The organism is Nonomuraea sp. NPDC003214, assembly GCF_053590035.1.
Genome location: NZ_JBSFSX010000003.1, coordinates 440,538 through 466,534, shown reverse-complemented (window position 1 = coordinate 466,534; position 25,997 = coordinate 440,538). Strand labels below are relative to the sequence as shown.

At 73.0% G+C, this 25,997-nt stretch carries 24 protein-coding genes, 1 other RNA gene and 1 pseudogene; 14 read left to right on the top strand and 12 right to left on the bottom strand.

The genetic code is table 11. The features are described 5' to 3' along the window. Positions 1-2: 2 nt before the first annotated feature. Positions 3-602, bottom strand: coding sequence for a TetR/AcrR family transcriptional regulator (locus tag ACWDXC_RS11070; RefSeq protein WP_219518216.1), 600 nt, complete (start codon positions 600-602; stop codon positions 3-5). A gap of 56 nt (positions 603-658) precedes the next feature. Beyond that, positions 659-1,996, bottom strand: a complete 1,338-nt coding sequence (locus tag ACWDXC_RS11065) for a sensor histidine kinase (protein ID WP_449980557.1) — start codon at positions 1,994-1,996, stop codon at positions 659-661. Between the two features lie 160 nt (positions 1,997-2,156). Between ACWDXC_RS11065 and ACWDXC_RS11060 the strand changes: the two genes are divergently transcribed. From ACWDXC_RS11060 to ACWDXC_RS11050, 3 genes are read left to right on the top strand one after another with little or no spacing between them, the layout of a single operon-like run. Continuing rightward, positions 2,157-3,335 (top strand): acyl-CoA dehydrogenase family protein, encoded by a 1,179-nt coding sequence (locus ACWDXC_RS11060; RefSeq protein ID WP_449980555.1) that lies wholly within the window; start codon positions 2,157-2,159, stop codon positions 3,333-3,335. Further along, a complete protein-coding gene (locus ACWDXC_RS11055; RefSeq protein ID WP_449980553.1) occupies positions 3,332-4,363 on the top strand; it encodes an acyl-CoA dehydrogenase family protein in 1,032 nt (343 codons plus the stop codon). Before ACWDXC_RS11060 ends, ACWDXC_RS11055 begins: the two co-directional genes overlap by 4 nt. Beyond that, positions 4,363-5,826, top strand: a complete 1,464-nt coding sequence (locus ACWDXC_RS11050) for an AMP-binding protein (RefSeq protein ID WP_449980551.1) — start codon at positions 4,363-4,365, stop codon at positions 5,824-5,826. Before ACWDXC_RS11055 ends, ACWDXC_RS11050 begins: the two co-directional genes overlap by 1 nt. Here ACWDXC_RS11050 and ACWDXC_RS11045 read toward each other — a convergent pair. The 6 genes from ACWDXC_RS11045 to ACWDXC_RS11020 all read right to left on the bottom strand — a co-directional run bounded on the left by ACWDXC_RS11045 (position 5,798) and on the right by ACWDXC_RS11020 (position 12,825). Continuing rightward, positions 5,798-6,925, bottom strand: a complete 1,128-nt coding sequence (locus ACWDXC_RS11045; protein WP_449980548.1) for a C45 family autoproteolytic acyltransferase/hydolase — start codon at positions 6,923-6,925, stop codon at positions 5,798-5,800. The two genes, ACWDXC_RS11050 and ACWDXC_RS11045, sit on opposite strands and share 29 nt — an antisense overlap. 34 nt (positions 6,926-6,959) lie before the next feature. Beyond that, complete coding sequence (locus ACWDXC_RS11040; RefSeq protein ID WP_449980545.1) at positions 6,960-7,922, bottom strand: helix-turn-helix transcriptional regulator; 963 nt, start codon at positions 7,920-7,922, stop codon at positions 6,960-6,962. A gap of 42 nt (positions 7,923-7,964) precedes the next feature. Further along, the gene (locus ACWDXC_RS11035) at positions 7,965-9,398 is read right to left on the bottom strand and encodes an Nramp family divalent metal transporter (protein ID WP_449980542.1); all 1,434 of its coding nucleotides are present in this window, start codon (positions 9,396-9,398) and stop codon (positions 7,965-7,967) included. A gap of 57 nt (positions 9,399-9,455) precedes the next feature. Then, complete coding sequence (locus ACWDXC_RS11030; RefSeq protein WP_449981024.1) at positions 9,456-10,166, bottom strand: GNAT family N-acetyltransferase; 711 nt, start codon at positions 10,164-10,166, stop codon at positions 9,456-9,458. A 125-nt stretch (positions 10,167-10,291) separates the two neighbouring features. Further along, complete coding sequence (locus ACWDXC_RS11025) at positions 10,292-11,320, bottom strand: dipeptidase (protein WP_449980539.1); 1,029 nt, start codon at positions 11,318-11,320, stop codon at positions 10,292-10,294. A gap of 74 nt (positions 11,321-11,394) precedes the next feature. Further along, complete coding sequence (locus ACWDXC_RS11020; RefSeq protein ID WP_449980536.1) at positions 11,395-12,825, bottom strand: flavin-containing monooxygenase; 1,431 nt, start codon at positions 12,823-12,825, stop codon at positions 11,395-11,397. 112 nt (positions 12,826-12,937) lie between these two features. On the opposite strand from ACWDXC_RS11020, the gene ACWDXC_RS11015 reads away from it, so the two are divergent. The 8 genes from ACWDXC_RS11015 (at position 12,938) to ACWDXC_RS10980 (ending at position 18,400) form a co-directional block, all read left to right on the top strand. Continuing rightward, positions 12,938-13,738 carry a Nif3-like dinuclear metal center hexameric protein gene (locus ACWDXC_RS11015; protein ID WP_449980533.1) on the top strand — a complete coding sequence of 267 codons (801 nt, stop codon included), beginning with the start codon at positions 12,938-12,940 and terminating at the stop codon, positions 13,736-13,738. Between the two features lie 2 nt (positions 13,739-13,740). After that, positions 13,741-14,481, top strand: coding sequence for a zinc ribbon domain-containing protein (locus ACWDXC_RS11010; RefSeq protein WP_449980530.1), 741 nt, complete (start codon positions 13,741-13,743; stop codon positions 14,479-14,481). After that, entirely contained in the window at positions 14,478-15,704 is a 1,227-nt protein-coding gene (locus tag ACWDXC_RS11005; protein WP_449980527.1) for a bifunctional RNase H/acid phosphatase, read from the top strand. The genes ACWDXC_RS11010 and ACWDXC_RS11005 overlap by 4 nt, the downstream gene beginning before the upstream one ends. 148 nt (positions 15,705-15,852) lie before the next feature. After that, positions 15,853-16,257, top strand: an RNA gene (rnpB, locus tag ACWDXC_RS11000) — RNase P RNA component class A. A 42-nt stretch (positions 16,258-16,299) separates the two neighbouring features. Continuing rightward, positions 16,300-16,743: a MarR family winged helix-turn-helix transcriptional regulator gene (locus ACWDXC_RS10995; RefSeq protein WP_375072114.1), complete on the top strand. Its 444-nt coding sequence runs from the start codon at positions 16,300-16,302 to the stop codon at positions 16,741-16,743. Between the two features lie 250 nt (positions 16,744-16,993). Next, positions 16,994-17,470 carry a hypothetical protein gene (locus ACWDXC_RS10990; protein WP_449980524.1) on the top strand — a complete coding sequence of 159 codons (477 nt, stop codon included), beginning with the start codon at positions 16,994-16,996 and terminating at the stop codon, positions 17,468-17,470. A 2-nt stretch (positions 17,471-17,472) separates the two neighbouring features. Then, on the top strand, positions 17,473-17,736 hold the full coding sequence (locus ACWDXC_RS10985; RefSeq protein ID WP_308126156.1) for a hypothetical protein: 264 nt from the start codon (positions 17,473-17,475) through the stop codon (positions 17,734-17,736). 1 nt (position 17,737) lies between these two features. After that, the gene (locus ACWDXC_RS10980) at positions 17,738-18,400 is read left to right on the top strand and encodes an HD domain-containing protein (protein ID WP_375072115.1); all 663 of its coding nucleotides are present in this window, start codon (positions 17,738-17,740) and stop codon (positions 18,398-18,400) included. A gap of 2 nt (positions 18,401-18,402) precedes the next feature. Here ACWDXC_RS10980 and ACWDXC_RS10975 read toward each other — a convergent pair whose 3' ends face one another. Beyond that, positions 18,403-19,017, bottom strand: a complete 615-nt coding sequence (locus ACWDXC_RS10975; protein ID WP_449980520.1) for a TetR/AcrR family transcriptional regulator — start codon at positions 19,015-19,017, stop codon at positions 18,403-18,405. Between the two features lie 55 nt (positions 19,018-19,072). Here ACWDXC_RS10975 and ACWDXC_RS10970 point away from each other — a divergent pair, with 55 nt between their 5' ends. Together ACWDXC_RS10970 and ACWDXC_RS10965 are read left to right on the top strand one after the other, a co-directional pair. Continuing rightward, the gene (locus ACWDXC_RS10970; RefSeq protein ID WP_219517181.1) at positions 19,073-19,690 is read left to right on the top strand and encodes a maleylpyruvate isomerase family mycothiol-dependent enzyme; all 618 of its coding nucleotides are present in this window, start codon (positions 19,073-19,075) and stop codon (positions 19,688-19,690) included. A 79-nt stretch (positions 19,691-19,769) separates the two neighbouring features. Beyond that, complete coding sequence (locus ACWDXC_RS10965) at positions 19,770-20,432, top strand: hypothetical protein (RefSeq protein ID WP_364169368.1); 663 nt, start codon at positions 19,770-19,772, stop codon at positions 20,430-20,432. Positions 20,433-20,442: 10 nt separating this feature from the next. Here the strand turns inward: ACWDXC_RS10965 and ACWDXC_RS10960 are convergent, their stop codons facing one another. The 3 genes from ACWDXC_RS10960 to ACWDXC_RS10950 all read right to left on the bottom strand — a co-directional run bounded on the left by ACWDXC_RS10960 (position 20,443) and on the right by ACWDXC_RS10950 (position 25,121). Next, positions 20,443-22,620, bottom strand: a complete 2,178-nt coding sequence (locus ACWDXC_RS10960; protein WP_449980515.1) for a SulP family inorganic anion transporter — start codon at positions 22,618-22,620, stop codon at positions 20,443-20,445. A gap of 269 nt (positions 22,621-22,889) precedes the next feature. After that, positions 22,890-24,398 carry a hypothetical protein gene (locus ACWDXC_RS10955; protein WP_449980512.1) on the bottom strand — a complete coding sequence of 503 codons (1,509 nt, stop codon included), beginning with the start codon at positions 24,396-24,398 and terminating at the stop codon, positions 22,890-22,892. Between the two features lie 198 nt (positions 24,399-24,596). After that, positions 24,597-25,121 (bottom strand): YbhB/YbcL family Raf kinase inhibitor-like protein, encoded by a 525-nt coding sequence (locus ACWDXC_RS10950; RefSeq protein WP_449981022.1) that lies wholly within the window; start codon positions 25,119-25,121, stop codon positions 24,597-24,599. A gap of 138 nt (positions 25,122-25,259) precedes the next feature. Between ACWDXC_RS10950 and ACWDXC_RS10945 the strand changes: the two are divergent. Then, a pseudogene (locus ACWDXC_RS10945) lies at positions 25,260-25,940 on the top strand (AfsR/SARP family transcriptional regulator); the annotation flags it as partial. Between the last annotated feature and the right edge of the window lie 57 nt (positions 25,941-25,997).

Here is a 25,997-nt window from a genome sequence, read left to right as displayed (position 1 = left end):
GGTCACAGGTCCTCGGCGGTCAGCCCCAGCTCGCGGGCGGCGGCGGTGCGGACGAGCCGGCTGGCGCGGCGGCGCGACAGGACCCTGCCGTGCACGTTCAGCTGGATCGCCAGCCCGTCGCTCAGCGCGAAGATGCGCCAGGTGGCGTCGTCGGGGTCGTCGCAGGTGAAGTCGCCGGAGGCGACGCCGGCCTCGATGATGCCGCGCATCACGAGCCTGCCCTGCACGTCGAGGCGCCGGGAGGTCTCCTCCAGGTCCTTGCTGCGCATCGACTCGGCCCAGGCGTCGATCCACAGCCGCCAGCCTTCGGGGGAGCCGCCGGGGGAGCAGAGCCGCAGCAGGGCGCGCAGCCGGTCGAGCGGCGGCCGGGGGGAGCGTTCCACTCCGGCCAGGGCGTCCAGGTGCCGCCGGGCGGCGTAGGCGAAGGCCTGGGCGAACAGCCCGTCCTTCGTCTCGAAGTGGTAGAAGAGCAGCGCCTGGCTGACCCCCGCGGCCCGGGCGATGTCGACTGTCCTCGTATGCCCGAATCCTTGTGCGGCGATCACTTCGCAGGCGGTCTTCAGCAAATCTTCGCGCCGTAACCGGCTAAAACCTGGAGTCACAGCCGGTTACTTTAATCAACGCTCAGAGGTATTCGTAGGGACAAAAAGGACGAGCATTACGTTTCCCGGAGCGGAAGGCGCAGAACGAACCGAGCGCCGGTCTCCGAATCCTCGATCGTGAGCGTTCCGTGATGGGCGGCGGCGATCTCCCGCGCGATCGGCAGCCCCAGCCCGGTGCCGCCCGCGTCACGGCTGCGCGAGGCGTCCAGCCGGGTGAACCGGTTGAAGACCATCTCCCGCTTGTCCGGCGCGATGCCGGCGCCGTCGTCCAGCACCTCCAGCAGCGCCTGGCCGTCCTTCCTGACGGTGACGATGACCGTGCACTCGGCGTGGCGGTCGGCGTTGTCGAGCAGGTTGGTGAGCAGGCGGGCCAGGCGCAGCCGGTCGCCGGTGACGACCACGCCGGGCTGGACGGTGACGACCACCCGGTGCGCGCGCGGCCTGCGGGTCTCGGCGGTGACCAGCTCGCCCAGGTCCACCGGCTCCAGCCGGGGCGGCTCGCCCGCGTCCAGCTTGGCCAGCGTCAGCAGGTCGCTGACGATCGCCTGCAGCCGGTCCAGGCTGGCCAGCAGCGCCTCGCCGGTCTGCGGCCAGTCGGCGTCGTGCGGGTGCAGCATCGCCTCCTCCACCTGGGCGCGCATGGCGGTGATGGGGCTGCGCAGGTCGTGGGAGGCGTCGGAGGCGAAGCGGCGCTGCTGCTCGGCGGCCTCCTCCAGCCGGTCGAGCGTCTGGTTGGCGGTCAGGGCCAGGTCGCGGATCTCGTCGTCGGTCTCCGGCACCGGCACCCGCATGCCGCTGCGCGTGGCGCTGACCTCGGCGAGCTTGGCGCGGATCCGGTCCACCGGCGCGAGCGTCCTGGCCACCACCCGGGACACGCCGAGCCAGGTCAGGGTCACCAGCCCGGCCGAAAGCCCGAACAGGTAGAGCGGCACCTGCGGCGTGACGTACCAGGGGACGGTGGCGTCGCTGACGTACACCAGCCAGTCGCCCTCGGGCTGGTAGACGCGGAAGACGGCCAGCATCTGGCAGCCGTCAGGCAGCGCGGGCACGTCGCAGATGACGTCGACGTGGTTGACGCTGTTGGCGTGCGGCGACAGGTGGCTGATGCGCGGCGCCCCGGTGAGGTGCTCGCCGGCGGCGATCACCCGGCCGGAGGCGTCGACGACCTGGACGCCGTCCATCCCGGAGCTGATCCTGTCGGGCAGCCGGTTCCGCTTGATCATGTGGACGACGTGCAGCGCGTAGTCGACGACCTCGACGCGCTTGTACTCGACGGTCGCGTTGTAGAGCGCGTACAGCACGAAGGAGTTGACCACGACGCAGATCAGCGCCATGGCCAAGCTGGCGAACAGTGCCAGCCGCCTGCGCATGGAGCCGCCGAACCGCGTGATCACACCTCCCCCTCCGGTAATCAGGTGATCACAGTAGGTCACGGCAATGCTAATTAGCGGAGATTCAACGACAAATCCCCCTAAAACGCCTCCAGATCAATGCTCTGTACGCCCCGCCGCGCGCTGGTTAGAGTAAGTGAGCACTGATTGCCGAGGAGTCGATGTGAATCTCGCTGTGAACCTCGCTGATTACCGGCGTGCGGCCAGGGACTGGCTGCGGGAGAACGCACCATCGGACGACGAACCCGGCGGCGACCCGATCGCCCGGGCGAAGGACTTCATGGCCCGGCTGCACGACGCCGGCTACTCCGGCATCACGTGGCCGGAGCGGTGGGGCGGCCAGGGACTGACCCAGGCGGAGGAGCGGGCGTTCGCCGCCGAGGCCAAGGACTTCACGCTGCCCACCTACGTCTTCTCGATCGGCCTGGGCATGACCGGCCCGACGATCGTCGACCGGGGCACCGACGAGCAGCGCGAGCGCTTCCTGCGCCCGCTGCTGCGCGGCGAGGAGATCTGGTGCCAGCTCTTCTCCGAGCCGGGCGCCGGCAGCGACGTGGCCGCCCTCCAGACGCGGGCCGTGCGCGACGGCGACGGCTGGGTGGTCAACGGGCAGAAGGTGTGGACGTCGGTGGCCCAGCACGCCGACTGGGGGCTGCTGCTCGCCCGCACCGACGTGGACGTGCCCAAGCACCGGGGCCTGACGATGTTCGTGGTGGACATGCGCCACCCGGGCGTCACCGTCCGGCCGCTGCGCGACATGAGCGGCCGCGCCAACTTCAACGAGATCTTCTTCGACGACGTGCACATCCCCGACGAGCACCGCATCGGCGAGGTGAACGACGGCTGGAGCGTCGCCGTCACGACCCTGCTGCACGAGCGGCTGTCGATCTCCGCCGGCGTCGGCATGAGCGGTCAGCGTGACAACCCCGCCTCGCTGGAGGCGCTGCGCCGCACCCTCGACACCAGCGACCCGCTGGTCCGCGACGAGCTCGTCGAGCTGCACATCCGCACCCGCGCGCTGGCGCTGTTCAACCAGCGGCTGGCCCAGGAGACCAGCGCCGGGCAGTTCCCCGGCGCCCGGGGCAGCGCCGCCAAGCTGCTGCTGGCCGAGCTCTACCTGTTCCAGGCCGACCTGGCCACCCGCCTGACCGGCCCCGAGTCGGTCGTCGGCGACCACCCGCTCGGCTTCACGCTCGCCGCCGCCCCCGGCATGGCGCTCGGCGGCGGCACCAACGAGATCATGCGCAACATCGTCGGCGACCGGGTGCTCGGCCTGCCGCCGGAGCCCCGGGTGGACAAGACCGTGCCGTTCAAGGACCTGAAGGTGGGGACGCAGGCGTGAAGCTCGTACTCAGCCAGGAGCAGCAGGAGCTGCGCGCCGCCGTCCGCGCGTTCCTGGCCGCCGCCTCGCCGCTGCCCAAGGCCCGCGAGGGCTACGACCCCGCCGTCTACGCGCGACTCAACGGCGAGCTCGGCCTGGCGGGCCTGATCGTCGGCGAGGAGTACGGCGGCGCCGGCGCCGGGTTCGCCGACCTGGCCGTCGCCCTGGAGGAGACGGGCGCGGCGCTGCTGCCCGGCCCGTTCCTGGCCACGACGTTCGCCGCGATCGCGCTGGCCGGCACGCCCGACAAGGAGCTGCTGACCGGCATCGCCGAAGGCCGGATCGCCGCCGCCCTCGTCCTGCCCGGGGCCGCGATCCCGCTGCGCGACGGCGCGCTCACCGGCACGCTGCCGCAGGTGCTGTCCGGCATGGACGCGGACGTGCTGCTGGTGCCCGCGACGACGGACGGGGGCGCCGTCCTGACGGCCGTCACGCTCGACGGGCCGGGCGTCACGCGGACGCCGCTGGAGACCCTCGACCTCACGCGCGGCCAGGCCCGCGTCGAGCTCACGGCGGCCGCCGCCCGGGTGCTCGGCCCCCTCCCGGACGCCGCCGGCGTCGCCGACCGGCTGGCCGTCGCGCTGGCCGCCGAGCAGCTCGGCGTGATGCGCGCCGCGCTCGACGCCATCGTCGCCTACGCCAAGGCGCGGGTCGCCTTCGGCCGCTACATCGGCTCCTACCAGGGCGTCAAGCACAAGCTCGCCGACATGCACGGCAAGCTGGAGCAGGCCGAGTCGATCGTCCGCTACGCCGCCTGGGCCGCCGACGAGTCGCCCGGCGAGCTGCCGGAGGCCGCCGCGCTCGCCCAGGCGTACGTGGGCCGCGCCTGCTTCGAGGTGGCCCGCGACCACCTGCTGCTGCACGGCGGCATCGGCTACACCTGGGAGCACGACGCGCACCTGTACTACAAGCGCGCCAAGACGGACGAGGTGCTGCTGGGGCCGCCGCGCGAGCACCGGGCCAGGCTCGCCCGCCTGCTGGAGCTGTGATGGACGTCAGCGCCCTGCCCGGCTTCTACGCCATCGCCCAGGCCGACCCCGCCCGGCTCGCCGTCATCGGCCCCGACGGCGCCCGCACCACCTACGGGGAGCTGCTCGCCCTGGTCAACCAGGTGTCCCACGGGCTGCGCGAGCGCGGCCTCGGCGGCGGCGACGTGGTGGCGGGCGTGCTGCCCAACGGCCTGGACGCCGTCGTCATGCTGATGGCGACCGGGCAGATCGGCCTCTACTACGTGCCGGTCAACTGGCACCTGACCGAGGCGGAGATCGCGTACATCGTCGAAGACTGCGACGCCAGGCTGGTCGTGACGGCGGAGGAGGGGACGGCGGGGCTGGCCGCAGGGCAGCCATCGGGCGCGCCCGGCGAGCGGGCGGCCGGGGCGGTCATGTGGTACACCTCCGGCACCACCGGCTTCCCCAAGGGCGTGCAGCGCCCCCTGCCCGGCGCCGAGCCCGAGGCCGTCGTGCCGCTCTACACGTGGTTCCTCGGCGAGGTCGTCGACCTGCGGCCGGGCGACGGCGTCCACCTGGTGACCTCGCCGATGTACCACTCCGCGCCGTGCGCCCACACGCAGTTCGCGCTGCACCTGGGGCACACGGTGGTGATCGCGCCGAAGTTCGGGCCGGAGACCGTGCTGGAGCTGATCGGGCGGCACCGGGTGACGAACGCGATGATGGTGCCCACGATGTTCCACCGGATGCTGCAACTGCCGCAGGAGGTCCGCGACCGCTACGACGTGTCCAGCCTCCAGCAGGTCATCCACACCGCCGCCGCCTGCCCCGTCGCGGTCAAGCAGCAGATCATGGACTGGTGGGGGCCGGTGCTCTACGAGTACTACGGCTCCACCGAGTCGGCGATCGCCTTCGCCGTCAAGCCGCACGACTGGCTGGCCAGGCCCGGCACCGTCGGCAGGCCCGCGCCCACGTTCGAGGCGCGCGTCCTCGACGACGACGGGAACGAGCTGCCGCCCGGCGAGCCCGGCCTCGTCTACGTCAGGTCGAGCCTCGGCTCGTTCGAGTACCGCAAGGACCCGGCCAAGACCGCCGCCAGCATGCGCGGCGACTGGTACACCCCGGGCGACATCGGCTACCTGGACAAGGACGGCTTCCTGTTCCTGTGCGACCGGCGGACCGACCTCATCGTGTCGGGCGGGGTCAACATCTACCCGGCCGAGGTCGAGGCCGCGCTGCTGGAGCATCCGGCGGTGGCCGACGTGGCCGTCATCGGCGTCCCCGACGAGGAGTGGGGCCACAACGTGGTCGCCCTCGTCGAGCCCGCCGAAGGGGTCACGCCGGGCCCCGGGCTCACCGCCGAGCTGCTGGAGCACTGCGGCCCGCGCATCGCCAGGTTCAAGCACCCGAAGGTGATCGCCTACCGCGACAGCCTGCCGCGCACGCCCACCGGCAAGCTGTCACGCTCGAAGGTCAGGCAGTCCTACCTGGACGGGGAGTGAACACCAGCTCCTCGCTGTAGCCGGCCTCGTCGCCCAGGTAGAAGCGGGTCGACAGGGTGCGGTCGTGCGTGTCGAACACGGTGGTCCAGGTCGTGCGCCAGGGCCCCTCCGTGCCCGCAGGCACGGCCACCGCGGCCAGGCTCGCGCGCAGGTCGTCCGGCGACATGAGCACGCCCTTGCTCCGCTCGTACAGCGTGCGCAGCCTGCCGTACGTGCCGAAGCTCGCCTCGCCGTCCTGCGGCAGGTTCATCGGGTCGGGGTTGCGGTGCAGCAGGTGGTTGGTGACGCACAGCGGCCCGTCGCCGACCTCGATCACGTGCTCGGTGCCGTCCCGGCCGCGCTCCCACACGAACGCGCCGCCGCGCGCGTCGGCGACCAGGTAGTGCAGCGGGGCGCCGTGGTCGTAGTGCTTGGCGCCGAGCAGCGCCTGCTTGGCCTGCTCGACGTTCTCGCAGGTGTCGACGAGGAACCGGGGGAGCTGCACGCTGCCGAGCCCGACCTGCGGGTCGGCCGCCTCCGGCGGCGTCGTGTTCTCGATGTCGGCGATGAGCAGCATCACCGCCAGCCCGGCCTCGTTGATGCCGTCCATGCAGCCGTCCAGCTCGTTCATCGTGATCACGGTCGAGGCCAGGCCCTCGTCCGGGACCGTGGTGATCACGTACGGGCGCGAGGCGATCGGCAGCTCGCCTGGCGTGCTTTCCCGGCCCATGAACTCGCTGGTCGTCAGCGTGAAGAAGTCGTAGTTGCGGCCCGCCCTGCCGTGCCCGTCGGTGGCCGCCGACGGCGGGCACCACAGCGCCGAGCAGCCCGACCCGCCCGGGATCACGCTCAGGCCGTCCAGCGCCAGCTCGTCCTGCTCGGGGTCGAGGCCGAGCGCCTGCGCCGCGCCGTCCATGCGGGCGTGATGCTGCGGCCAGTGCCGCTCGAACCAGGTGCGGCGGGCCCGGCTCACCACCGGGTCGATCCGCTGCGGCTGCCAGCCGAGCCGCCGCGCCTCCTCGGTCAGCCGCCTGCCGATCTCCTCCTGGGAACCGCCGACGGTCAGGTGGTGCACGGTCTGGAAGTCGCCCCTGCCGCCCGCGATTTGCGTGATTGTCATGACCTCACGATGCGCGCGGGGGCTGACCGCCGTCCTACCGCCCGCTGACCGCGCGCCGGTAGCGCTCTGACAGCTCCCGTACGACCTCCGCCAGCTCAGGCGGGTCGAGCACCTCGAAGTCCAGGCCGAGGAAGCCCACCCAGACGGCCATCCCGGTCAGGTCGTCGCCGCCCAGCCGGAGCAGGCAGGTGGCGTCGTCGACCGGCTCGACGTCCAGCCCGGCGGTCGCGCCCAGCTCCCGCACCCGCTCGGCGGGGGCGTGCACCAGCACCGTGCCCCGGTGGCGCCACATGGCCGTGCTGACGGCCCGCTCCACGAACGCGGCCACGTCGCCGTCCTCCGGCAGCTCGCGCGGCGTGAACCGGGGCCCGCCCGGCGTGCGCGGCGTGAGCCGGTCCACCCGGTAGGTCCGCCAGCCGTCGCGGCCCACGTCGTAGCCGAGCAGGTACCAGCGGCCCCGGCGGTGCACCAGCCGGTACGGCTCCGCGTCGCGCTCGCTCTCGGCGCCGTCGTGCCCGGTGTAGCCGAAGCGGAGCCGTTCGCGGTCGCGGGCCGCGTTCGCGATCGTGGTCAGCACGCCGGGCGGCACCGACGGGGCGGCGCCGGGGATCTGCACGGTGTAGGAGTTCAGCGCGCTGACCCGGTGCCGCAGCCGCGACGGCAGCACCTGCTCCAGCTTGGCCAGCGCGCGCACCGACGACTCCTCGATGCCCTCGACGCCGCCGCCCGCCGCCCGGCCGAGCCCGACGGCCACGGCCACCGCCTCCTCGTCGTCGAGCAGCAGCGGGGGCAGCGCGGCGCCCGCGCCGAGCCGGTAGCCGCCGGCCACGCCCGGGGTGGCGTGCACCGGGTAGCCGAGCGTGCGCAGCCGCTCCACGTCGTTGCGGATGGTCCTGGTGGAGACCCCGAGCCGCCGTGACAGCTCGGGGCCGGTCCACTCCCTGTGCGCCTGGAGCAGCGACAGCAGCTTGAGCAGGCGGGCCGAGGTTTCCAGCATGCCGACCAGTCTGCCGCCGATCGCGGAAGGGTCGCTTCCGCGTCAGCCGCCGAACAGCTTGCGTCCCTGCTCGATCAGCGTCAGCACGGTCAGCCCGCCGAAGAACGCCACCGACCAGACCAGCGCGCCGAGCCGGTAGGAGCGCACCTTGATGGCGTCGGGCAGCGCGCCCCGGTTCAGCACGATGAGCAGGATCGAGTAGACGAACATCATCACGGCCGCGACGCTGCCCGACACCACCAGCAGGATGAGCGGCTGGTCGAAGCCCAGAAGCAGGATCGCGGCGCCGACCAGCGCCATCGCCCACACGACGTAGAAGTAGACGCGGTTCACCGACACGGCCCGCTCGCGCAGGTAGACGGTCTTGATCGTGTCGGAGGCCAGCCGCGAGGTGTAGTCGACGATGCCCATCGCCGAGGCGAACAGCGCCAGCGCGCCGATCAGCCAGAACAGCACGCCGAACCAGGGCCCGACGACCTCCTGCAGCACCTGGCCCTCGATCCGCAGGAAGTCGATGCTGTTGGCCAGCCCCTCCCGGCCGAACACCGTCGAGTAGGCCAGCATCGACATGAACGCGATCGTCAGGAACGACACCAGCGCGAACGTGGCGCCCTGCTCCACGTTGGCGAAGCGCCACCACTGCCGCCAGCGCTCCAGGTTCGCCTTCGTCGGCGCGAACTGGTAGCCGGTGGACGAGGCCGCCTCCTCCTGCCCGGTGACCGGGCTGACCAGGCGGGGCACGTACGCGCCCATGCCGAAGCCCTTGTCGCGGATCCAGTTGCTCTGGCACAGGTTCTGGCCGCCGCCCGCGCCGGCGTAGGCGATGGCGCCCATCACCAGCGCGAACCCCAGGTCGTCGGCGGGGAACCCGGCGTTCACCGTCAGGCCACGGCCGAGCTCGACCCAGCTCTCGGCGTTGATCGCGAACAGGATCGCGACGACGATCAGCGTGACGACCAGGGCGATCTTCACGAAGATCACCCGCTCCAGCGCGGTGTAGATCACCGGCGCGAGCGTCAGCCCGAGCGCGATCACCGCCAGCATGCCGACCGCGATCCAGCGCACGCTCTCCGCGCCGGTGCCGGTCAGGTACGTCACCATCGTCGCCGACGTGGTGACCCAGCCGGGCCACAGGTTCGCGCAGAGCGTCATGAGCACGAACACCAGGCCCCAGTGCCGCCACATCCGGCTGAACCCGGTGAGCGCCGTCTCGCCGGTGGCCAGCGTGTAGCGCTCGATCTCCATGTTGAGGAACCACTGCGTGATGATGCCGATCGCCGCCCCCCACAGGAAGACCAGGCCGACCTGGGAGGCGATGTACGGCCAGAGGATGAACTCGCCGGAGGCCAGCCCGACCCCGGCGCCGACCAGGCCGGGGCCGATGACGCGCCAGGTCGAGCGGGGCGGTTCGGGAAGGTCGCGGACGGTGACGGGAGGCAGGACCCGCGTGGGCACGGTGGGGGTGAAGTCCGTCATGCGGAGCTCCTTGCTGCAGTCCTGATCGCCGCGCTTTACGCGGCTTTCGACAGCTTGTTACCCCCGCTCGACCACGTAATCCCCGTCGTCGGTGAACCCGGTGACGAGGGCGCCCCCGGCGAGCAGCCCGCCGAGCACCCGGCGCGTCGCCAGCCGCCACTCCCGGGCCGCGCCCGGGTCGGCGCGGCGCAGCGTCTCCACGTCGTCCGGCGTGGCCACCAGCACCACCGGCCCCTCCGCGTCGGTGACGACCGGCCGCTCGCCCACCGCGTCCAGCAGCCGCGCCGCCCCGGGCGCGGCCCGGCCGCCGCCCGGCGGCCGGGTCAGGTGCCACACCGCCAGCAGCCGGTCGGAGTCGTCGCCCTCGTTGATCGCGTCGGCCATCGCGCCGTAGAAGCTCTCCAGGTACGCCTCGGGCCGCGCGCCCAGCTTGGCCAAATTGAACCGGGCGTTCCTGCGCACCAGCGGATCGAACGTCCAGGTGATGCGGTCCAGCCCGCGCCGCAGGCACCAGGCGCGCTGGTGCAGCTTGAGCGCGTAGCCGACGCCGCGCCCGACCAGCGCGCCGGTGACGTGCGAGTGCAGGGCGCGCCCGGCCGCCAGGAAGCCGACCGACGCGCCCACGAGCACGTCGTCCTCGTAGGCGCCCGCCACGTAGCCGCCCGCGTGCGCGAAGGCGATCATCAGCTCCAGCGGCACCGGCACGTTGCCCGGGTCGGGATGCCAGATGTCGTCGAACAGCCGCAGCGCCTGCCGGAACTCGGCCATCGCGTGCAGCTCGCGGATGGCCACCCCGCTCCGCGCGGCGGCCCCGGCCGCCAGGTCCTCGCCGGTCAGGTCGGTCACACCCTCAGTGGTCACACCCTGGTCGTACCCGTGCTCGCGCCCGCCTGTCACACGAGCAGCTCGGTGAAGAGCCGGTGCACGTTGCCGCCGAGGATCTTCAGCACGTCCTTCTCCGGCACGCCGCGCCCGAGCAGGCCCTCGGTGACCATCGGCAGCCCCGACGGCCCCTCCAGACCGGGGATGGCCGCCCGCGTGTCGACGCCCCTGAGCTGCAGGTCCTCGCAGCAGGGCGGGGTCAGGTCGTCCATCACCTCGCGGATGAAGTCGGGACCCAGGCCGACGTGGTCGATCCCGGCCACCGAGGCGACGTGCTCGATGTGGTCGAGCAGGTGGTCGAGGGTCGCCTCGTGCTCGCGCTCGGTGAGGAACGGCGCGAAGAAGTTCACGCACACCACGCCGCCCGTGGCCGCCACGGCGCGCAGCTGCTCGTCGGTGAGGTTGCGGTGGTGGTCACGCAGCGCGCGGGCCGAGGAGTGCGTCGCGATGAGCGGCTTGGCGGTCAGCTCCAGCACGTGCGCGACGCCGGAGGCGCCCAGGTGGGAGACGTCGAAGACGACGCCGAGCCGCTCCATCTCGCGCAGCGCCGCCACGCCGTGCGAGGTGAGCCCGCTGCCGGTGGCGTCCTCGCCGCTGCCGTCGGCCAGCGGGGTGCGGCCCCAGTGCGCGATCGAGGCCACCCGCACGCCCAGCCGGCGCACCGTGGAGATCAGCTCCACGCTCGCGTCCAGGCCCGGCATGCTCTCCAGCGCCAGCACGAGGGCGATCAGGCCGGCGTCGAGCGCGGCGTCGATCTCCGCCGCGTCACGGCAGAGCCGGACGTGCTCCGGGTTGCCCTCGGCGATCACGTGGGCGCACTCGATCATGCGCAGCGTCTGGCGCAGCGCGCCCTCCGGCCGGTACTGGTCGTCGATGAAGACGGGCAGCACCTGGAGGTTCACGCCGCCCGCGACGAGCTGCGGCAGCCAGCGCTCGCGGAAGAAGTCCGCCCACCGCTCCGGCGGGCGCGCCGAGACGGCCATGAGCAGGTCGTTGTGGGTGTCCGCGACGAGCGCGCGCTGATGCAGGGAGGTCGTCATGCGAGGGACGCTACCGCCCCGGCCATGCCGGTGCCATGTGGCATCGTACGGAAATCGCGGCGCGCGTTGGACGCTCACACCTGCCGGTAGGCCGTGCGCGGCGGCCGGGCCGTCAGGCGGCGATAGAGCGGCGCCGGGCCCGGCCAGTTGTTGGTGACGCGGCCTTCGGCGTCCTTGTACCAGCTCCGGCAGCCGGCGCCCCACACCATGCGGGCCATCGACGCGTCGAGCTGGGCGCGCCAGGCCGCCATCGCCTCCGGGCGCACCTCCAGCCGCCGCCCGCCCGACAGGTGCGGCAGGCACGCCATGACGTGCGCCACCTGGCATTCGAGCATGAACACGATCGAGTTGTGCCCCAGGTTCGTGTGGGGCCCGTACAGCAGGAACAGGTTCGGGAAGTGCGGCACCGAGATGCCCAGGTACGCCTCCGGGCCGCCGGCCCACTGCTCGGCCAGCTCGCGCCCGGCCCGGCCCGTCACCCGGATCGGCGCCAGGAACTCGGTGGCGCGGAAACCGGTCGCGTAGACGATCGTGTCGGCCTCGTACGCGGTGGCGGCCGTCTCGACGCCCTTGGGCGTGATGCGGGAGATCGGGTCGGTCACCACGTCCACGCCGGCGCGGCACAGCGCCGGGTAGAACGAGCTGTCGATGATCACCCGCTTGCAGCCGGGCGGGTGATCGGGCGTGAGCTTGGCGCGCAGCTCCGGGTCGGGCACCTGGTCGCGCAGGTGGCCCAGGGCCCGCCTGCGCAGCAGGTCGCGGCTCCAGCCGCCGGCGAGCGCGGGGTAGAGTGCGGCCTCGGCGTAGCGGAAGATCCACTCCCGGTAGGCGCGCTGGAGCCCCGGCACGAACCGGAACGCCAGCCTGGCCGCCGTGCCGAACTCGGCGTCGGGCTTGGGGATCACCCAGTTCGGCGTGCGCTGGAACACGGTCAGCCGCTCGGCGCGCTCGGCCACCCGGGGTATGAGCTGTGCCGCCGACGAGCCGCTGCCGATCACCGCGACCCGCCTGCCGGTCAGGTCGTGGCCGTGGTCCCAGCGGGCGGAGTGGAAGGCGGCGCCCTCGAAGTCGTCCATGCCGGGGATCTCGGGCAGCCGGGGGCGGTTGAGCTGGCCGACGCTCATCACGACGACGTCGAACGCCTCGCTCTCGCCGCCTGCGGTGACCTGCCAGCGGGAGCCGTCGAAGGCGGCGTCGGTGACCTCGGCGCCGAACCTGATTTTCCGCCTGACGTCGTACTTGTCGGCGCAGTGTTCTAAATAGGCCAGGATCTCGGGCTGTTCCGGGTATCTGCGGGTCCAGCTCGCGTACTTCTCGAACGAGTACGAGTACAGGTGCGACGGGATGTCGCAGCCCGCCCCCGGATAGCTGTTGTCGCGCCACGTGCCGCCGAGCGCGCCCGCCTTCTCGAACACCGTGTAGGAGCCGATCCCGGCCTTCTCCAGCCGGATCGCCATGCACAGCCCGCCGAACCCCGCCCCGATGATCGCGACCTTCGGTGTCATGCGTCCTCCGCCCGAGTCAGGATCCACTTACATTACGCCCGAAGGGATGCCCCGCCCAGCCCCGCGCTCCTCGTCCGGCCGTAGATCCCGATAGTCTTCCCAGGTGGCTGCTGTGACGCTGACTGACGTGATCGACGTGCTCGAGGCGGCCTACCCGCCCGCCCGGGCCGAGTCCTGGGACGCCGTGGGCCTGGTCTGCGGCGATCCCGCCCAGCCGGTGGGGCGGGTGCTGTTCGCGGTCGACCCGGTCGCCGCCGTCGCCGACGAGGCGCTGGAGTGGGGCGCCGACCTGATCGTCACCCACCACCCCCTCTATCTGCGCGGCACCACCAGCGTCGCCGCGACCACCCCCAAGGGCCGGCTGATCCACACCCTGATCAAGCACGACATCGCCCTCTACACCGCCCACACCAACGCCGACGTGGCCAACCCGGGCGTCTCCGACGCGCTGGCCCGCGCCGTCGGCCTCACCGGCGGCCTGACGCCGCTGCGGCCGCTGCCCGACGACCCCGCGTGCGGGCTCGGCCGCGTCGGCGACCTGCCGGAGGAGACCACGCTCGGCGAGTTCGCCGCCCGCGCCGCCGCCGGGCTGCCCGCCACCTCGTGGGGCATCCGCGTCGCCGGCGACGTGAGCCGCCCCGTCTCGAGGGTCGCCGTCAGCGGGGGAGCGGGCGACTCGCTGCTGGCCGACGCGCGCGCCGCCGGGGCGGACGTGTTCCTCACCGCCGACCTCCGCCACCACCCCGCCAGCGAGTTCATGGAGGCGGGCGGGCCCGCGCTGATCGACGCCGCCCACTGGGCCACCGAATGGCCGTGGCTCGACGGCGCCGCGTCCATCCTGGCCGCCGGTGGCGTTAACGTTGAGACGCGCGTCTCCGCCGCGGTCACCGATGCTTGGACACGAGGATATTGATCATGAAAGCAGCCCCCGAGGCCCAGAAGAGACTTCTCGATCTGGCCGCGCTCGACTCCCAGCTCGACCGGCTGGCCCACCGCCGCCGCACCCTGCCGGAGCTGGCCGAGATCGACGAGCGGTCCAAGCGGTTCGCCAAGCTCGCCACCGAGGTGATCGAGGCCGAGACCGAGGCGGGCGACCTGGCACGCGAGCAGGCCAAGGCCGAGAGCGACGTCGACACCGTCCGCGCCCGCGCCGACCGCGACCAGAAGCGCCTCGACTCCGGCGCCGTCACCTCCCCGCGCGACCTGGCGAGCCTGCAGTCGGAGATCGCTTCGCTGCAGCGCCGCCAGAGCGACCTGGAGGAGGTCGTGCTGGAGATCATGGAGCGCCGCGAGGCCGCCGACGCCCGCGTCCGCGACCTGGTGACCCAGCGTGACGAGGTGGCCGCCGGCCTGACCGCCGCCGAGGCCGGCCGCGACGCCGCGCTCGGCGACATCGGCAAGGAGACCGACGAGGTGCAGGGCCGCCGCGACGCACTCTCCGGCGAGATCCCCGCCGACCTGCTGGCCCTCTACGACAAGCTCAAGGCCCAGTACGGCGTCGGCGCCGCCATGCTGCACGGCGGCCGCTGCCAGGGATGCAAGGTGGCGCTGTCCATCGCCGAGATGAACCGCATCAAGGCCGCCCCGCACGACGAGGTGCTGCGCTGCGACGAGTGCCGCCGGATCCTCGTCCGCACCCCAGAGTCGGGCCTGTGACCTCCTACCTCATCGAGGCCGACGGCGGCTCGCGCGGCAACCCGGGCCCCGCCGGTTACGGCGCCGTCGTCAAGGACGCCGCCGACGGGCAGGTGCTGGCCGAGGCGGCCGAGGCGATCGGCGTCACGACCAACAACGTGGCTGAATACCGGGGCCTCATCGCCGGCCTGCAGACCGTGCTGTCGCTGGCCGGCGACGGGGCGCGGGTGGCGGTCCGGATGGACTCCAAGCTCGTCATCGAGCAGATGGCCGGCCGCTGGAAGATCAAGAACGAGGGCCTGCGCCCGCTGGCGCTCGAGGCGGGCAAGCTGGCCCGGCGGCTGCGGATCACCGAGTGGACGTGGATCCCGCGCGCCCACAACGCCCACGCCGACCGGCTGGCCAACGAGGCCATGGACGCCGCCGCCAAGGGCCTGGCCTGGTCGGCGGGCGGCTCCACCGCGGGCGCCACCGCCCCGCCGGCGACCGGCGAGCACCGCCCGCCGCTGGTGGAGCAGACCGATCTGCTCGACCTGTCCGCCCCCGCCGCCTCCGTGGCCGCCTCCGTGGCCGCCTCCGTGGCCGCTCAGGAGAGCGCGCCGGGCACCGGCTGGGCCCCGCCCACCCGCGTGGCCACCTCCCTGCTCCTGCTCCGGCACGGCGAGACCCCGCTGTCGGTGGAGCGCCGCTTCTCCGGTCTCGGCGACGCCGAGCTCACGCCCAACGGCCACGCCCAGGCCGAGGCGGCCGCCGTCCGGCTCTCCCGCGACCCGTACCGGCTCGACGCCGTCGTGAGCTCCCCGCTCACCCGCGCCCGCCAGACGGCCGAGGCCGTGGCCGGGCGCACCGGCCTGAGCGTCGAGGTGGACGACGACCTGCGGGAGGTCGATTTCGGCGCCTGGGAGGGGCTGACGTTCACCGAGGTGGGGCGCCGCTGGCCGGACGAGCTCACCGCCTGGCTCGCCGACCCCGCCACCCCGCCGCCCGGCGGCGAGAGCTTCACCGCCGTGGCCGACCGCGTCGAGCGCGCCCAGCGGCGGCTCATGGAGGCCTACGAGGGCCGTACCGTCCTGGTGGTCTCCCACGTGACCCCGATCAAGACCCTGCTGCGCCTGGCCCTCACGGCGCCCCCCGCGGCCCTCTACCGCATGCACCTGGACGTGGCCTGCCTGTCGCTCATCGAGCACTACCTCGACGGCCAGGCCGTGGTGAAGTCGTTCAACGACACGTCCCACCTGCGCTGACCGGTTCCGGTCGTGCCGGGCGCCGCCAGAACACCCGGCACGACCACCGGTGCCTCCGCCCCCCTCAGGCGGTGACGGGTCCCATCCCATCGCCTCGATCTTGCTATTTGCTTGCGGTTGGCTTGTAGCTGATAGCCTCACCCACAGACGAGCCGGCCGGGCGGCCGCGTCGGGCCCGCACGGGCCCGCCGAGGAAGGTCCGGGCTCCACAGGGCAGGGTGGTCGGTAACGCCGACCCGGGGTGACCCGCGGGACAGTGCCACAGAAAGCAAACCGCCTCCCGGTTTTCCGGGCGGTAAGGGTGAAACGGTGGTGTAAGAGACCACCAGCGCCCACGGTGACGTGGGCGGCTCGGTAAACCCCACCTGGAGCAAGGTCAAGAAGGGTCGCTCTCCGGAGCGGCCCGCGCGCGCCGTCCGAGGGCTGCCCGCCCGAGGCGCGCGGGTAGACCGCTTGAGGCCGCCGGCAACGGCGGCCCTAGATGGATGGTCGCCCCTCCGTCCCCGGTCACGGGGCCGGAGGACAGAACCCGGCCTACAGGCCGGCTCGTCTCCCGCCGTCCGGCGCCGCGGGCGGGGTGCGGGAGACTGGACGGGTGAGCACCGAGAACGACTCCCGCCCCGCGACTCCCGTGAGCAGCACCTCCATCGTGGTGCTCACCCTGGCGCGGCGGATCGAGACCGAGCTCAACGCCGCCCTCGCGCCGCTCGACCTCACCGTCAGCAGGCTCGGGCTGCTCGGCCACATCTCCGCCATGCCCGGGGTGTCGTTCAGCGACCTGGCCCGGATGTCCGGCATCACCGTCCAGAGCGTCCACGGGGCGGTCAAGGCGCTGGCCGGGGCCGGGCTGGTGCGCGACACGACGGCCCGCGCCGGGTCCGCCTCCGCCATCGAGCTCACCGCCGACGGCGCCCGCCTGCTGCGGGCGGCGCGGGCGGCGGTGCAGGAGGTCGACGAGCGGATGTTCGGGCCCGCGGCCGACCCGATCCAGCGGCAGGTCGGCGACGCCGTACGCGCCGCGTTCTCCGGCCTGGCCTGACCCCCGGCGCCTCCGCCGACAGCACGGTCCCTCCGCCACTCCGGCCCCTCCTTCGGGACCTCTCCTTCGTCACTCCGGGCCCTCCTTCAGGTCCTCTCCTCCGTCACTCCGGGCCCTCCTTCAGGTCCTCTCCTCCGTCACTCCGGGCCCTCCTTCCGGTCCTCTCCTCCATCACTCCGGGCCCTCCTTCAGGGACCCTGAAGGTTGTCTGCTAAGTTTCAGGCAACCTGAAGGTCCCTGAGGAGAGCTCATGGAAGATTTCCTGCTGTCCGTGCACGTGCTGGCCGCCATCGTGTTCATCGGCGGCTCGGCGGTCGCCACCAGCCTGTTCCCCCGCTACGTGCCGGTCGCCGTGCCCGTGGCGGCGGGCGCGGGCTCGCCGGCGCCGCCGCCGGAGGATCGCAGCCGTGCCGTGGCCGTCGCGCTGCACCGCATCACCCGCGGCTACAGCCTCCTGGGCCTCGTGGTGCCCGCCGCCGGGCTGGTGCTCGCCTTCGCCCAGGGGCGCAGCGGCGAGATCTGGATCACGCTCTCGATGATCCTCACCGCCGCGGCCGGCATCCTGCTGGCCCTGCAGATCTACCCCCGCCAGCGCGACGCGCTCGCCACCCCCGGCGACCGCGACCGGCTGCGCCCGCTGTCCATGCTCGCCGGCGTCTACAACCTGCTGTGGGCCGCCGTCGTCGTCATGATGATCGTGCGCCCCGGCGCCGGCGGGGGTGCGTGACCGTGCTGCTCGCGCTCCGGATCGCCGCCGCCGTCGAGGCCGTCAGCCTGGTGGTCCTCCTCACCAACGTCTTCACCGTGCACCACGACGCGATCACGTCGCTCGGCGGCCCGCTGCACGGCTCGGCCTACCTCACCGTCCTGGTGACCACCATCCTGTCGCCCGCCGTGGCCTCGACCGCCACCCGCTGGCGCGCCGCGGTCCCCGGCATCGGCGGCCTGCTCGTACTCCGGCACATCCGGCGCACCGACCCCCAAGGAGGCTGACGTGCTCGACACGTACGGGAACCTGACCTTCCCCTGGACCGGGCTGACCCTGAACGCCGTCCGCTTCGCCCGCGACCTGGTGGCGCGCCCGATCTTCAACCACTGCATGCGCGCCTACCTCTACGGGCGCTTCCTCGGCGAGCAGCAGGGGCTGCGGCCCGGCCAGGACTACGACGACGAGCTGCTGCTGCTCGGCTGCGTGCTGCACGACGCCGGGCTGAGCGAGCGTGGCGACGGCGACCAGCGCTTCGACCTCGACGGCGCCGACCTGGCCGCCGGGTTCCTCGCCGAGCAGGGCGTCGCGCCGGAGCGGGTCGAGGTCGTCTGGGACGCGATCGCCCTCCACCTGCACCCGCAGCTCGCCGCGCGCAAGCGGCCGGAGATCGCCCTGGTCGCGGCCGGGTCCGGGTACGATCTCGGGCCCGACGGGCCGGCCCTGCCGCCGGGCTACGCCGACCGGATCCACGCCGTGCTGCCCCGGCTGCACGCCGCCGCCGTGCTCCACGACGCGATCGTGGGCCAGGCGGCCGCCAAGCCGCAGAAGGCGCCGCCGTACACCATGCCCGGTGAGCTCGTCCGCCAGGCGACCGGGCAGCGCTGGCCCACCTGGCGGGAGCTGATGGAGGCCGGCGGCTGGGGCGACTACGACGGCTACGAGGGCTGAGCTCACGGCGGGCCCAGCACCTCCGGGGTGAGCAGGGCGCGGGCGGCGGCGGCGAAGTACGGCTCCGGGGTCGTGTCGGCCAGGCCGAGCACGACGCCCTGGCTCAGCCCCGTCAGCAGCCCTCTCAGCGCCGTCTTCAGGCGCCGCGCCTGCCGCTCGGTGATCCGGGCGCCGTCGTGCGTCCTGCCCGCCAGCAGGGCCACCAGGCGCTCCTCCTGGAGGCGTACGGCCTCGGCGAGCTTGGGGCGCAGGGCGGGCTCGCGCAGCCCGAGATCCTGGAGGCTGAGCTCGAACGAGAGCCGCTGCCGCGCCTCGGGGTCGTCGCACAGGCGGCGGTGGTGGCGGGCGAAGGCGTCGACCGTCCCGGCGAGGTCCAGGTCGGGCGGGAAGGCGCGGGCCAGGTCCTCGTACTCGGGGTCGAGGTAGTCGGTGGCCAGCGCGACCAGCAGGCCGTTCTTGCTGCCGAACAGCGAGTAGACGGCCCCGGTGGTGAGCCCGGCCTGCTCGGCGATCTCCTCCAGCTTGGCGCGGTGGCCGTCCCTGGCGACGATCCGGCGCGCGGCGTCGAGCAGGGCGCGCCGGTTGCGCTCCTTCGTCTCCGCCCTTGTCATTCTCATAATCCGATTATTACAGTAATCTCATTAGGAGTCGATAACCAGGGGGAACGGACCTATGGACATCAGGGCGGCCATCGCGGCCGAACGCCGGGAGCTGGCGGACATGCTGGACGGCCTCTCGCCCGGACAGTGGGACGAGCCCACGCTGTGCGCCGGATGGCGGGTGCGCGAGGTCGCGGCCCACATGTCGCTCGGCTTCCGCTACCCGCTGCCCAGGATGGCGCTGGAGCTCGTCAAGGCCGGAGGCAACCTGAACCGGATGACCGACCGGTGCGCCCGCAAGGACGCCGCCGCCCTGTCCACCGCGCAGCTCGCGGCGGCGCTCAGGGACAACGCGCACCACCCGTGGAAGCCGCCCGTCGGCGGCGTGGCCGCGGCGCTCGGGCACGACGTGGTCCACGGCCTCGACATCACCGTCGCCCTCGGCCTGGAACGCGCCGTCCCCGAGGAGCGCCTGCGTGTGCTCCTCGGCCAGGTCACCCCCAGGACCACCAGGTTCTTCGGCGCCGACCTGGCCGGCGTCGAGCTGCGCGCCACCGACCTCGACTGGTCCTTCGGCGCCGGCACCCCGCTCAGCGGCGCCGCCCAGGACCTCCTGCTGCTCGCCTACGGCCGCAGGCTCCCGCCGGGCCACCTCCAGGGCCAGGCCCGCGACCGCTACACCGCCGTGTGAACGCTCCGCCGCCCGGCTGAGGGGCGATCCGCCCGCAGGCTGACGACCGTCCGTGCCCGCGCTGCCTAACGTTCGCGGCATGCTCAACGACCAAGTGACCTTCAGGCGCGTCTCGGCGGGCCTGCTGCTGATCGTCGCGCCGCTGCTCCAGGCCGTGGCCGTCGTCGTCGACCCCGGTACGTGGGGCGACGACCGCGAGGCGGTCAGCTTCGGCGACAACCCGGCCCTCGCCCAGACCCAGTCCGTGCTCTACCACTGGAGCTGGATGCTCATGGCCGTGGCCGCGTTCGGGCTGGTCCACCTCACCCGGCGCAAGGCCGTCACGCTCGGCCACGTCGCGGGCGCGAGCACGGTGATCGGCTACCTGTCGCTGTCCGGGCTGCTGCTCAGCGACCCGGTGGAATGGTGGCTGGGCCAGCGCCACCCGCCGGAGGAGGCGCAGCGCATCCTCGACGAGATGCTCGGCCTGCCGGGCGTCACGTTCGGCTTCCAGCTGCCGTGGATGTTCCTCGGCTTCCTCGGGCTGCCCGTGCTCGTCGCCGCCGTCTGGCGGGCGGGGTTCGTCGGCTGGTGGGCGCCGGCGCTGGTCGCCGCCGGCTACGTGGGCTCCTTCACGGTCTCGTACGGGCCCCTCACCGTGATCTTCTGGACCGTGCCGGTCGTCGCGCTCGGCTGGATCGGCGTGCGCATGCTGCGCATGGGTGACGAGGCGTGGGCCGCCTACTACCCGGCCCGCGCGTGAATGACGTGATTCAGCTCTTGACCGTGAGCGAGGACGGCGCCGGCGGCAGGATGTGCACCCGCGCCGAGCCGATGTCGAAGTAGAGGCCCACCAGCTTCAGCCGCCCGGCCCTGACCTGCTCGTCCACCTTGCGGTAGGTGCGCAGGTTCTCCAGCTGCTGCTGGACGTTCACCCGGCACAGCACGTCCAGCGCGCCGCCGTCGAGCCGGTCGCCCTCCGTCTCGATGAACCTGGCCAGACTGTGGTTGCCGTGCCGTAGCCAGCGCCGCATCCCCGGCAGGCTGCCCGCCTTCACCCCGCCGCTCAGCAGCCCGGCCATCGCCCCGCAGCCCGAATGCCCGCACACCGTGATCGTGTGCACGCCCAGCACCTGCGTCGCGTACTCGATCGCCGCGCTCACCGAGTCGTCGTTCGGCTCGGCGCCCCGGCGCGGCACCAGGTTGCCGATGTTGCGCACGGTGAACAGGTCGCCGGGGCCGCTCGACGTGATCAGGCTCGGCATGATCCGCGAGTCGGCGCACGTGATGAACAGGTGCGTCGGCTGCTGCTGCTTGCCGGCCAGCTCGGTGAGGATCGGCCGCACCAGCGGCGCCGTACGCCGGTGATACTCCCGCGCCCCCACCGTGAGCTGGCAGTCGGCCGGGTGCAACGGCAGCATCCGGTGCGGCTTGCGGCGGCCCCGGTGCGACCACGGCAGCCACGACCGGTCCGGCGGGCGCGCCGGCGTCTTGGCCGGGTACATGCGGGCGCCGCTGGCCGCCAGCGTGTACCACTCGTCGTGCAGCTCGTCGATGTCGACGGTGCCGCCCGACCTCTCGTGGTCCAGCCGCCAGGAGTGGATCGCCTCGAACGCCGCGTTGTCCATGAAGTCGATGTTGAGGTCGAGGTCCACCGACGCCCCGGCGGGGATGGCGCGCAGCTCCTGGGTGAGCCTCGGCACCCCGAGGAACGTCAGCGAGCCCGAGATCGTCGCGTGGTGCCGCCCGCCGGCCTCCTGCCGCGTCCTGACCGTCACCCACGTCAGCCGCCGCAGCGCCAGCAGCGCCGCCAGCGCCAGCCCGAACAGCACCCCCTCGGCCAGCCCCAGCACCACCACACCGGCCATCGTCACCATGTAGACCGGGACCTCGCCGTGGCCGTGCACCTTGCGCACGTGCCCCAGGTTGACCATCTGCACGCCGATGAACACCAGCAGCGCCGCCAGCGCCTCCATCGGGATCAGCTGGATCGCCCAGCCGAAGCCCAGCGCGAACAGCAGCACCCACACGCCGTGCAGGATCGCCGACATCCGGCTGCGCGCGCCCGCCTTCACGTTCGTGGTGCTGCGCACGATCACGCCCGCGAGCGGCAGGCCGCCCAGCGCGCCCGCCACCATGTTGGCCACGCCCTGACCGGTCAGCTCCTGGTCCAGGTCGCCGCGCGGGCCCTTGTGCATGCTGTCGACCGCCACCGAGCACAGCAGCGACTCCACCCCGGCCAGCAGCGCCAGAAGCAGCACGGCCGCCACGATCACGTGCCAGTCGCCCTGCGGCAGCACCGGGAACGACCACTCGGTGAACGTGCCGGACAAATCGATGCGCGTCACGTCCCAGCCGAACGCCCACGCGCTCAGCGAGGCGATCACCAGTGCGGCCAGCGGCGCCGGCACCGCCTTGACCGGCTTCGGCAGCCTGCTCCACACCGCCAGCACGGTGATCATGAGCAGGCCGACCGCGATCTTGTGGCCGTGCAGCTCCGCGAGCTGGCCGGGCAGCTCCACCAGGTTCGCCATCGCCGAATACTGAGGGCTGCCGCCCAGCACGACGTGGAGCTGCGCGAGCGCGATGACCACGCCGACGCCCGCGAGCATGCCGTGGATCACCGCGGGCGACACCGCCAGCGCCGCCCGCGCCGCCCGGAACACCCCCAGCACGAGCTGCACCGCCCCCGCCAGCAGGGTGATCATGCAGGTGGCCCGCCAGCCGTAGGTGTGGACCAGGTCCGCCACCACCAGCGAGAGGCCCGCCGCCGGGCCGCTCACCTGCACGGCCGAGCCGCCGAGCGCCCCGGCCACGATCCCCCCGACCACGGCCGCGATCAGCCCGGCGGCGAACGGGGCGCCCGAGGCCATCGCGATCCCCAGCGAAAGGGGCACGGCGACCAGGAACACCACGAGCGAGGCGGGCACGTCGTATCGGAGCGTGGCCATGACGCTACTCTTCGTGACGCGGAACATGCGAAAACCCTAATGCCGCTGGGGCCGCGCGTGAGACGTGCACCCCGGGTTTTACCGAAGGGCCACGAACCCTCGGCCTTCGAGCCCGGGAGGAACCGCTCCCTGACGGGACAGTCCGGCGCTCCCGACGTACGGTCCGGCCGTTCTGACGGGACAGACCTGCCGTCCCTGACGGGACGGTCCGGCCGGACGCGCGAGATCCCCGCCCTGGGAACCAGGACGGGGATCTCGGCCGCCGGACGTCAGCGGTAGTAGTCGGGGAACTCCTGCTCGGGAGTCGGCCGCGGGCGCGCGGCGGGCCTGCCACCCGGCTCGGGCGCGCCGTAGCCGGGCCACCCGGCGGCCGGCGCCGGCGGCTCCGGCCACGCGGCCTGACCCGGCTGGCTCATCGCGGGGCTGGTGAAGTCGCCCGTCTCGTACGCGTAGGACTGCCCGGGGACCTGCGCCGGAGGCGGCGCCGACAGCACGTCGTCGTAGGCCGACACCGCGCGGGCGGGCGCCGTCGGGGTGCCGGTGACGGGCGACGGGCCGGTCAGCGCGTCGGAGTCGTCGGCCACCGCCCACCCGGCGCGCACCTCGTAGGAGGCGGGGTAGGCCGGCTGCTGCGGCTCGAAGGCCGGCCAGGAGCCGCTCGGGGTGGAGGCGGGGCCCGGGTCGTCGAGGATGTCGGGAGAGGCCGCCCAGGAGCCGGACGTGGTGCCCGGGGAGGAGATGCCGGGGGAGGCGCCGGGAGGGGCGGGCCACGGGGAGTCGAGCGGGCCGGTGGAGCCCTGGGCGGAGCCGCCGTTGTAGGCCGGGAACGGGTCGCTGGTCGGGGCGCCGTGGATGGGGGAGGCGGGCACGGCGGTGAAGGCGCCCGTGGAGGCGGCGCTCGTGGCGGGGAACGAACCGCTCGACGGCGAGGCCGCGGCCGGGAAGGAGCCGCTCGACGGGGAGCCGGTCGCGGGAAAGGAGCCGCTGCCCGGGTAGGAGCCGGTCGGCTCGGGGCGGGCCGGCGGCACCGGCTGGGCGCCCGCGCCGAGGATGGACAGCACGTCGGCCGTCGGGGCCGCGAACGTCATCGTGCGCTGGTCGGCCAGGTCGGCGCTGGAGCGGGCGGGCCGCTGCACCGGCTCGACCAGGTCGGCCAGGCCCGAAGCGGCGGCGGGAGCCGGGGCCTTGGCGGGCCGCTGCGGCAGCGGCGCCTGCACGGTGGCGGCGTTGGGGTCGGCGGCGACGGGCTCGCGCTTGGCCCGGCGCGAAGGACGCTCCGGGCGCCCGGCGGGCCGCTCGGCGGCGGGCCGGTCAGCGGGCCGGTCGGTAGGCCGGTCGGCGGCGGCGGGACGCTCGGCGGGACGGTCGGCGGCGGGACGCTCGCGCTCGACCGGCCGGGAGGCGCCCTTGCGCGCCGCGACCGTGCCGCCCGCGCCGAAGCCGCCCTCCTCCGCGTCGCTGCGGATGTTGGCCCAGAACTCCTCGTCCTCGTCGTCGGAGTGCGGGTTGCCCCACTCGTCGACGCCACGCTTGCCACGCTGCCCCGTACGCACCGGTTTGGGCTTCGGCTCGTCGATCGGGCTGAAATCCGGGCTGAACTTGCTCATCCGCGGCTCGTGCGCGGCGAACTCGTCCGTCGACCGCGCGTGCGTCTTCTCCTCCTTCTCGGCCATCTCCTTCAGCCGTTCGGGAGGGAGAGAGCTCTCCCGCCGGTTCATGGAACGCATGCCCAGTGCCACGACGACGAGCACGAGGAGCACGACAGCGACCAAGCTCACGATAACCGCGGTCATTGCACCACCCTCAAAGCCATGGCCTCCCTGTGGCACCGGTGAGATCGCGCGGCCATCGACGCGATCTGCCCCCTTTGATCACCAGCGCCTAACAATTGGATCTGATTCTGGCGGACTACGACGAGCGTTGTCACACCCTAAGTGAAGAATTGGTAACCAGTACTACCGACTGCTTCCGGGCTGTCACTCAATGTCGACCGCCGTGAGCCGTCCGCGGGCAATGGTCCTGTCCGCGATCTCCTTCAAGATCTTGGAAAGCGGAGCGTCCTTCTCGGACTCCACCTTCCCGCTCAGTGTGTAGACACTGAAACGGTAGCTGCCCTTGTCGTCGCACGGGGGCTGATAGCCCGTCTTCCCTCCGGTGACCACCGCCTGGCCCGAGCCGTCCGGCGGGCTCTCCGAGGCCCCCGGCCCCAGCTCGGTCGTGGTCGCCGGGATGTTGTAGATCACCCAGTGCACGGCAGGCTCGGCCTGGGTGTGGGAGTCCACCACGATCGCGATCGACTTCGCGTCGGGCAGCGGACGGCTCGACCAGCGCAACGCCGGGCTCCCCGCGGTGCCCTTGCAGGAGTGCTGGCGAGGCAGCGGCTTGCCCTCGCGAAGATCCGGCCCGGAGACGTTGATCCGCGCGATGTCGCTGGCTTCGGACCTTCCGAAGACGGTGGCGCACCCGGACAAAGCGAACGCGCTCGCCACCGCTGTCACCATGACGGCGATGCGTCGCACGCGTCCAGCCCTGTTACGCAGCCCCATGCCGGATGATGCTACGCGCGTCTCGGCGGTGCGCCGACCGTTTCGCCAGGGTCGGTGGCCGGTGGAGGGCCCGAAATCCGCCACAATCGAGGGATGGAGCGGGACACCAGCATCACCTTCGCCGTCCTCGGCCCGCTCGAGGTCCGGCGAGACGGCGAGCTCGTCGACATCGCGGGGCGGCGCCTGCGCACCCTCCTTGGCCTGCTCGTTCTCGACGCCGGCCGGACCGTTCCAGTCGAACGCCTCGTCGCCGGGATCTGGGACGACCGCGAACCCGCCGCCGTCGCCAACGCCCTCCAGGCGCTCGTCTCCAGGCTCCGCACGGCGCTCGGAAAAAACTGGGCACGCCAGCTCGTGGTGGCCGATCCGTCCGGGTATCGGCTGATCGCGGATCCCGATCAGGTCGACGCGCGACGCTTCACCGTCCTCGCCGGGCAAGGGCACGCCGCCCTCGCCGCCGGCGACCCCCGCACCGCCGCCGCCCTCCTGCGCGAAGCCCTCGCCCTGTGGCGCGGCCCCGTCCTCGCCGGCCTCCCCGGCTGCGCCGCCGGCCCCGCCGCCCACCTGGAAAGCCGCCGCCTGTCGGCCGTCGAGGACCGCATCGAAGCCGACCTGCTCCTCGGCCGCCCCGCCGGCCTGCTCGACGAACTCGCCGGCCTCCTCGCCGCCCACCCTCTCCGCGAGCGCCTGCACGCCCAACGCATGCGCGCCCTCCACGGCGCGGGACGCCGCGTCGAGGCACTGGCCGCGTACGAGGAAGCCCGCCGCACCTTCCGCGACGAACTCGGCGCCGACCCCTCGCCCGCCCTCACCTCCCTCCACCTCACCCTC

Bases quoted from the DNA above. Each gene is read 5' to 3' on its own strand.
- ACWDXC_RS11045 (WP_449980548.1), bottom strand. From the start codon at position 6,925: ATGACAATCACGCAAATCGCGGGCGGCAGGGGCGACTTCCAGACCGTG.
- ACWDXC_RS10960 (WP_449980515.1), bottom strand. From the start codon at position 22,620: ATGGCCACGCTCCGATACGACGTGCCCGCCTCGCTCGTGGTGTTCCTG.
- ACWDXC_RS10950 (WP_449981022.1), bottom strand. From the start codon at position 25,121: ATGGTGACAGCGGTGGCGAGCGCGTTCGCTTTGTCCGGGTGCGCCACC.
- ACWDXC_RS11020 (WP_449980536.1), bottom strand. From the start codon at position 12,825: ATGACACCGAAGGTCGCGATCATCGGGGCGGGGTTCGGCGGGCTGTGC.
- ACWDXC_RS11035 (WP_449980542.1), bottom strand. From the start codon at position 9,398: ATGACGGACTTCACCCCCACCGTGCCCACGCGGGTCCTGCCTCCCGTC.
- ACWDXC_RS11030 (WP_449981024.1), bottom strand. From the start codon at position 10,166: ATGGCCGAGTTCCGGCAGGCGCTGCGGCTGTTCGACGACATCTGGCAT.
- ACWDXC_RS11040 (WP_449980545.1), bottom strand. From the start codon at position 7,922: ATGCTGGAAACCTCGGCCCGCCTGCTCAAGCTGCTGTCGCTGCTCCAG.
- ACWDXC_RS10965 (WP_364169368.1), top strand. From the start codon at position 19,770: ATGCTCAACGACCAAGTGACCTTCAGGCGCGTCTCGGCGGGCCTGCTG.
- ACWDXC_RS10990 (WP_449980524.1), top strand. From the start codon at position 16,994: ATGGAAGATTTCCTGCTGTCCGTGCACGTGCTGGCCGCCATCGTGTTC.
- ACWDXC_RS11050 (WP_449980551.1), top strand. From the start codon at position 4,363: ATGGACGTCAGCGCCCTGCCCGGCTTCTACGCCATCGCCCAGGCCGAC.
- ACWDXC_RS10975 (WP_449980520.1), bottom strand. From the start codon at position 19,017: ATGAGAATGACAAGGGCGGAGACGAAGGAGCGCAACCGGCGCGCCCTG.
- ACWDXC_RS11010 (WP_449980530.1), top strand. From the start codon at position 13,741: ATGAAAGCAGCCCCCGAGGCCCAGAAGAGACTTCTCGATCTGGCCGCG.
- ACWDXC_RS11025 (WP_449980539.1), bottom strand. From the start codon at position 11,320: ATGACGACCTCCCTGCATCAGCGCGCGCTCGTCGCGGACACCCACAAC.
- ACWDXC_RS10970 (WP_219517181.1), top strand. From the start codon at position 19,073: ATGGACATCAGGGCGGCCATCGCGGCCGAACGCCGGGAGCTGGCGGAC.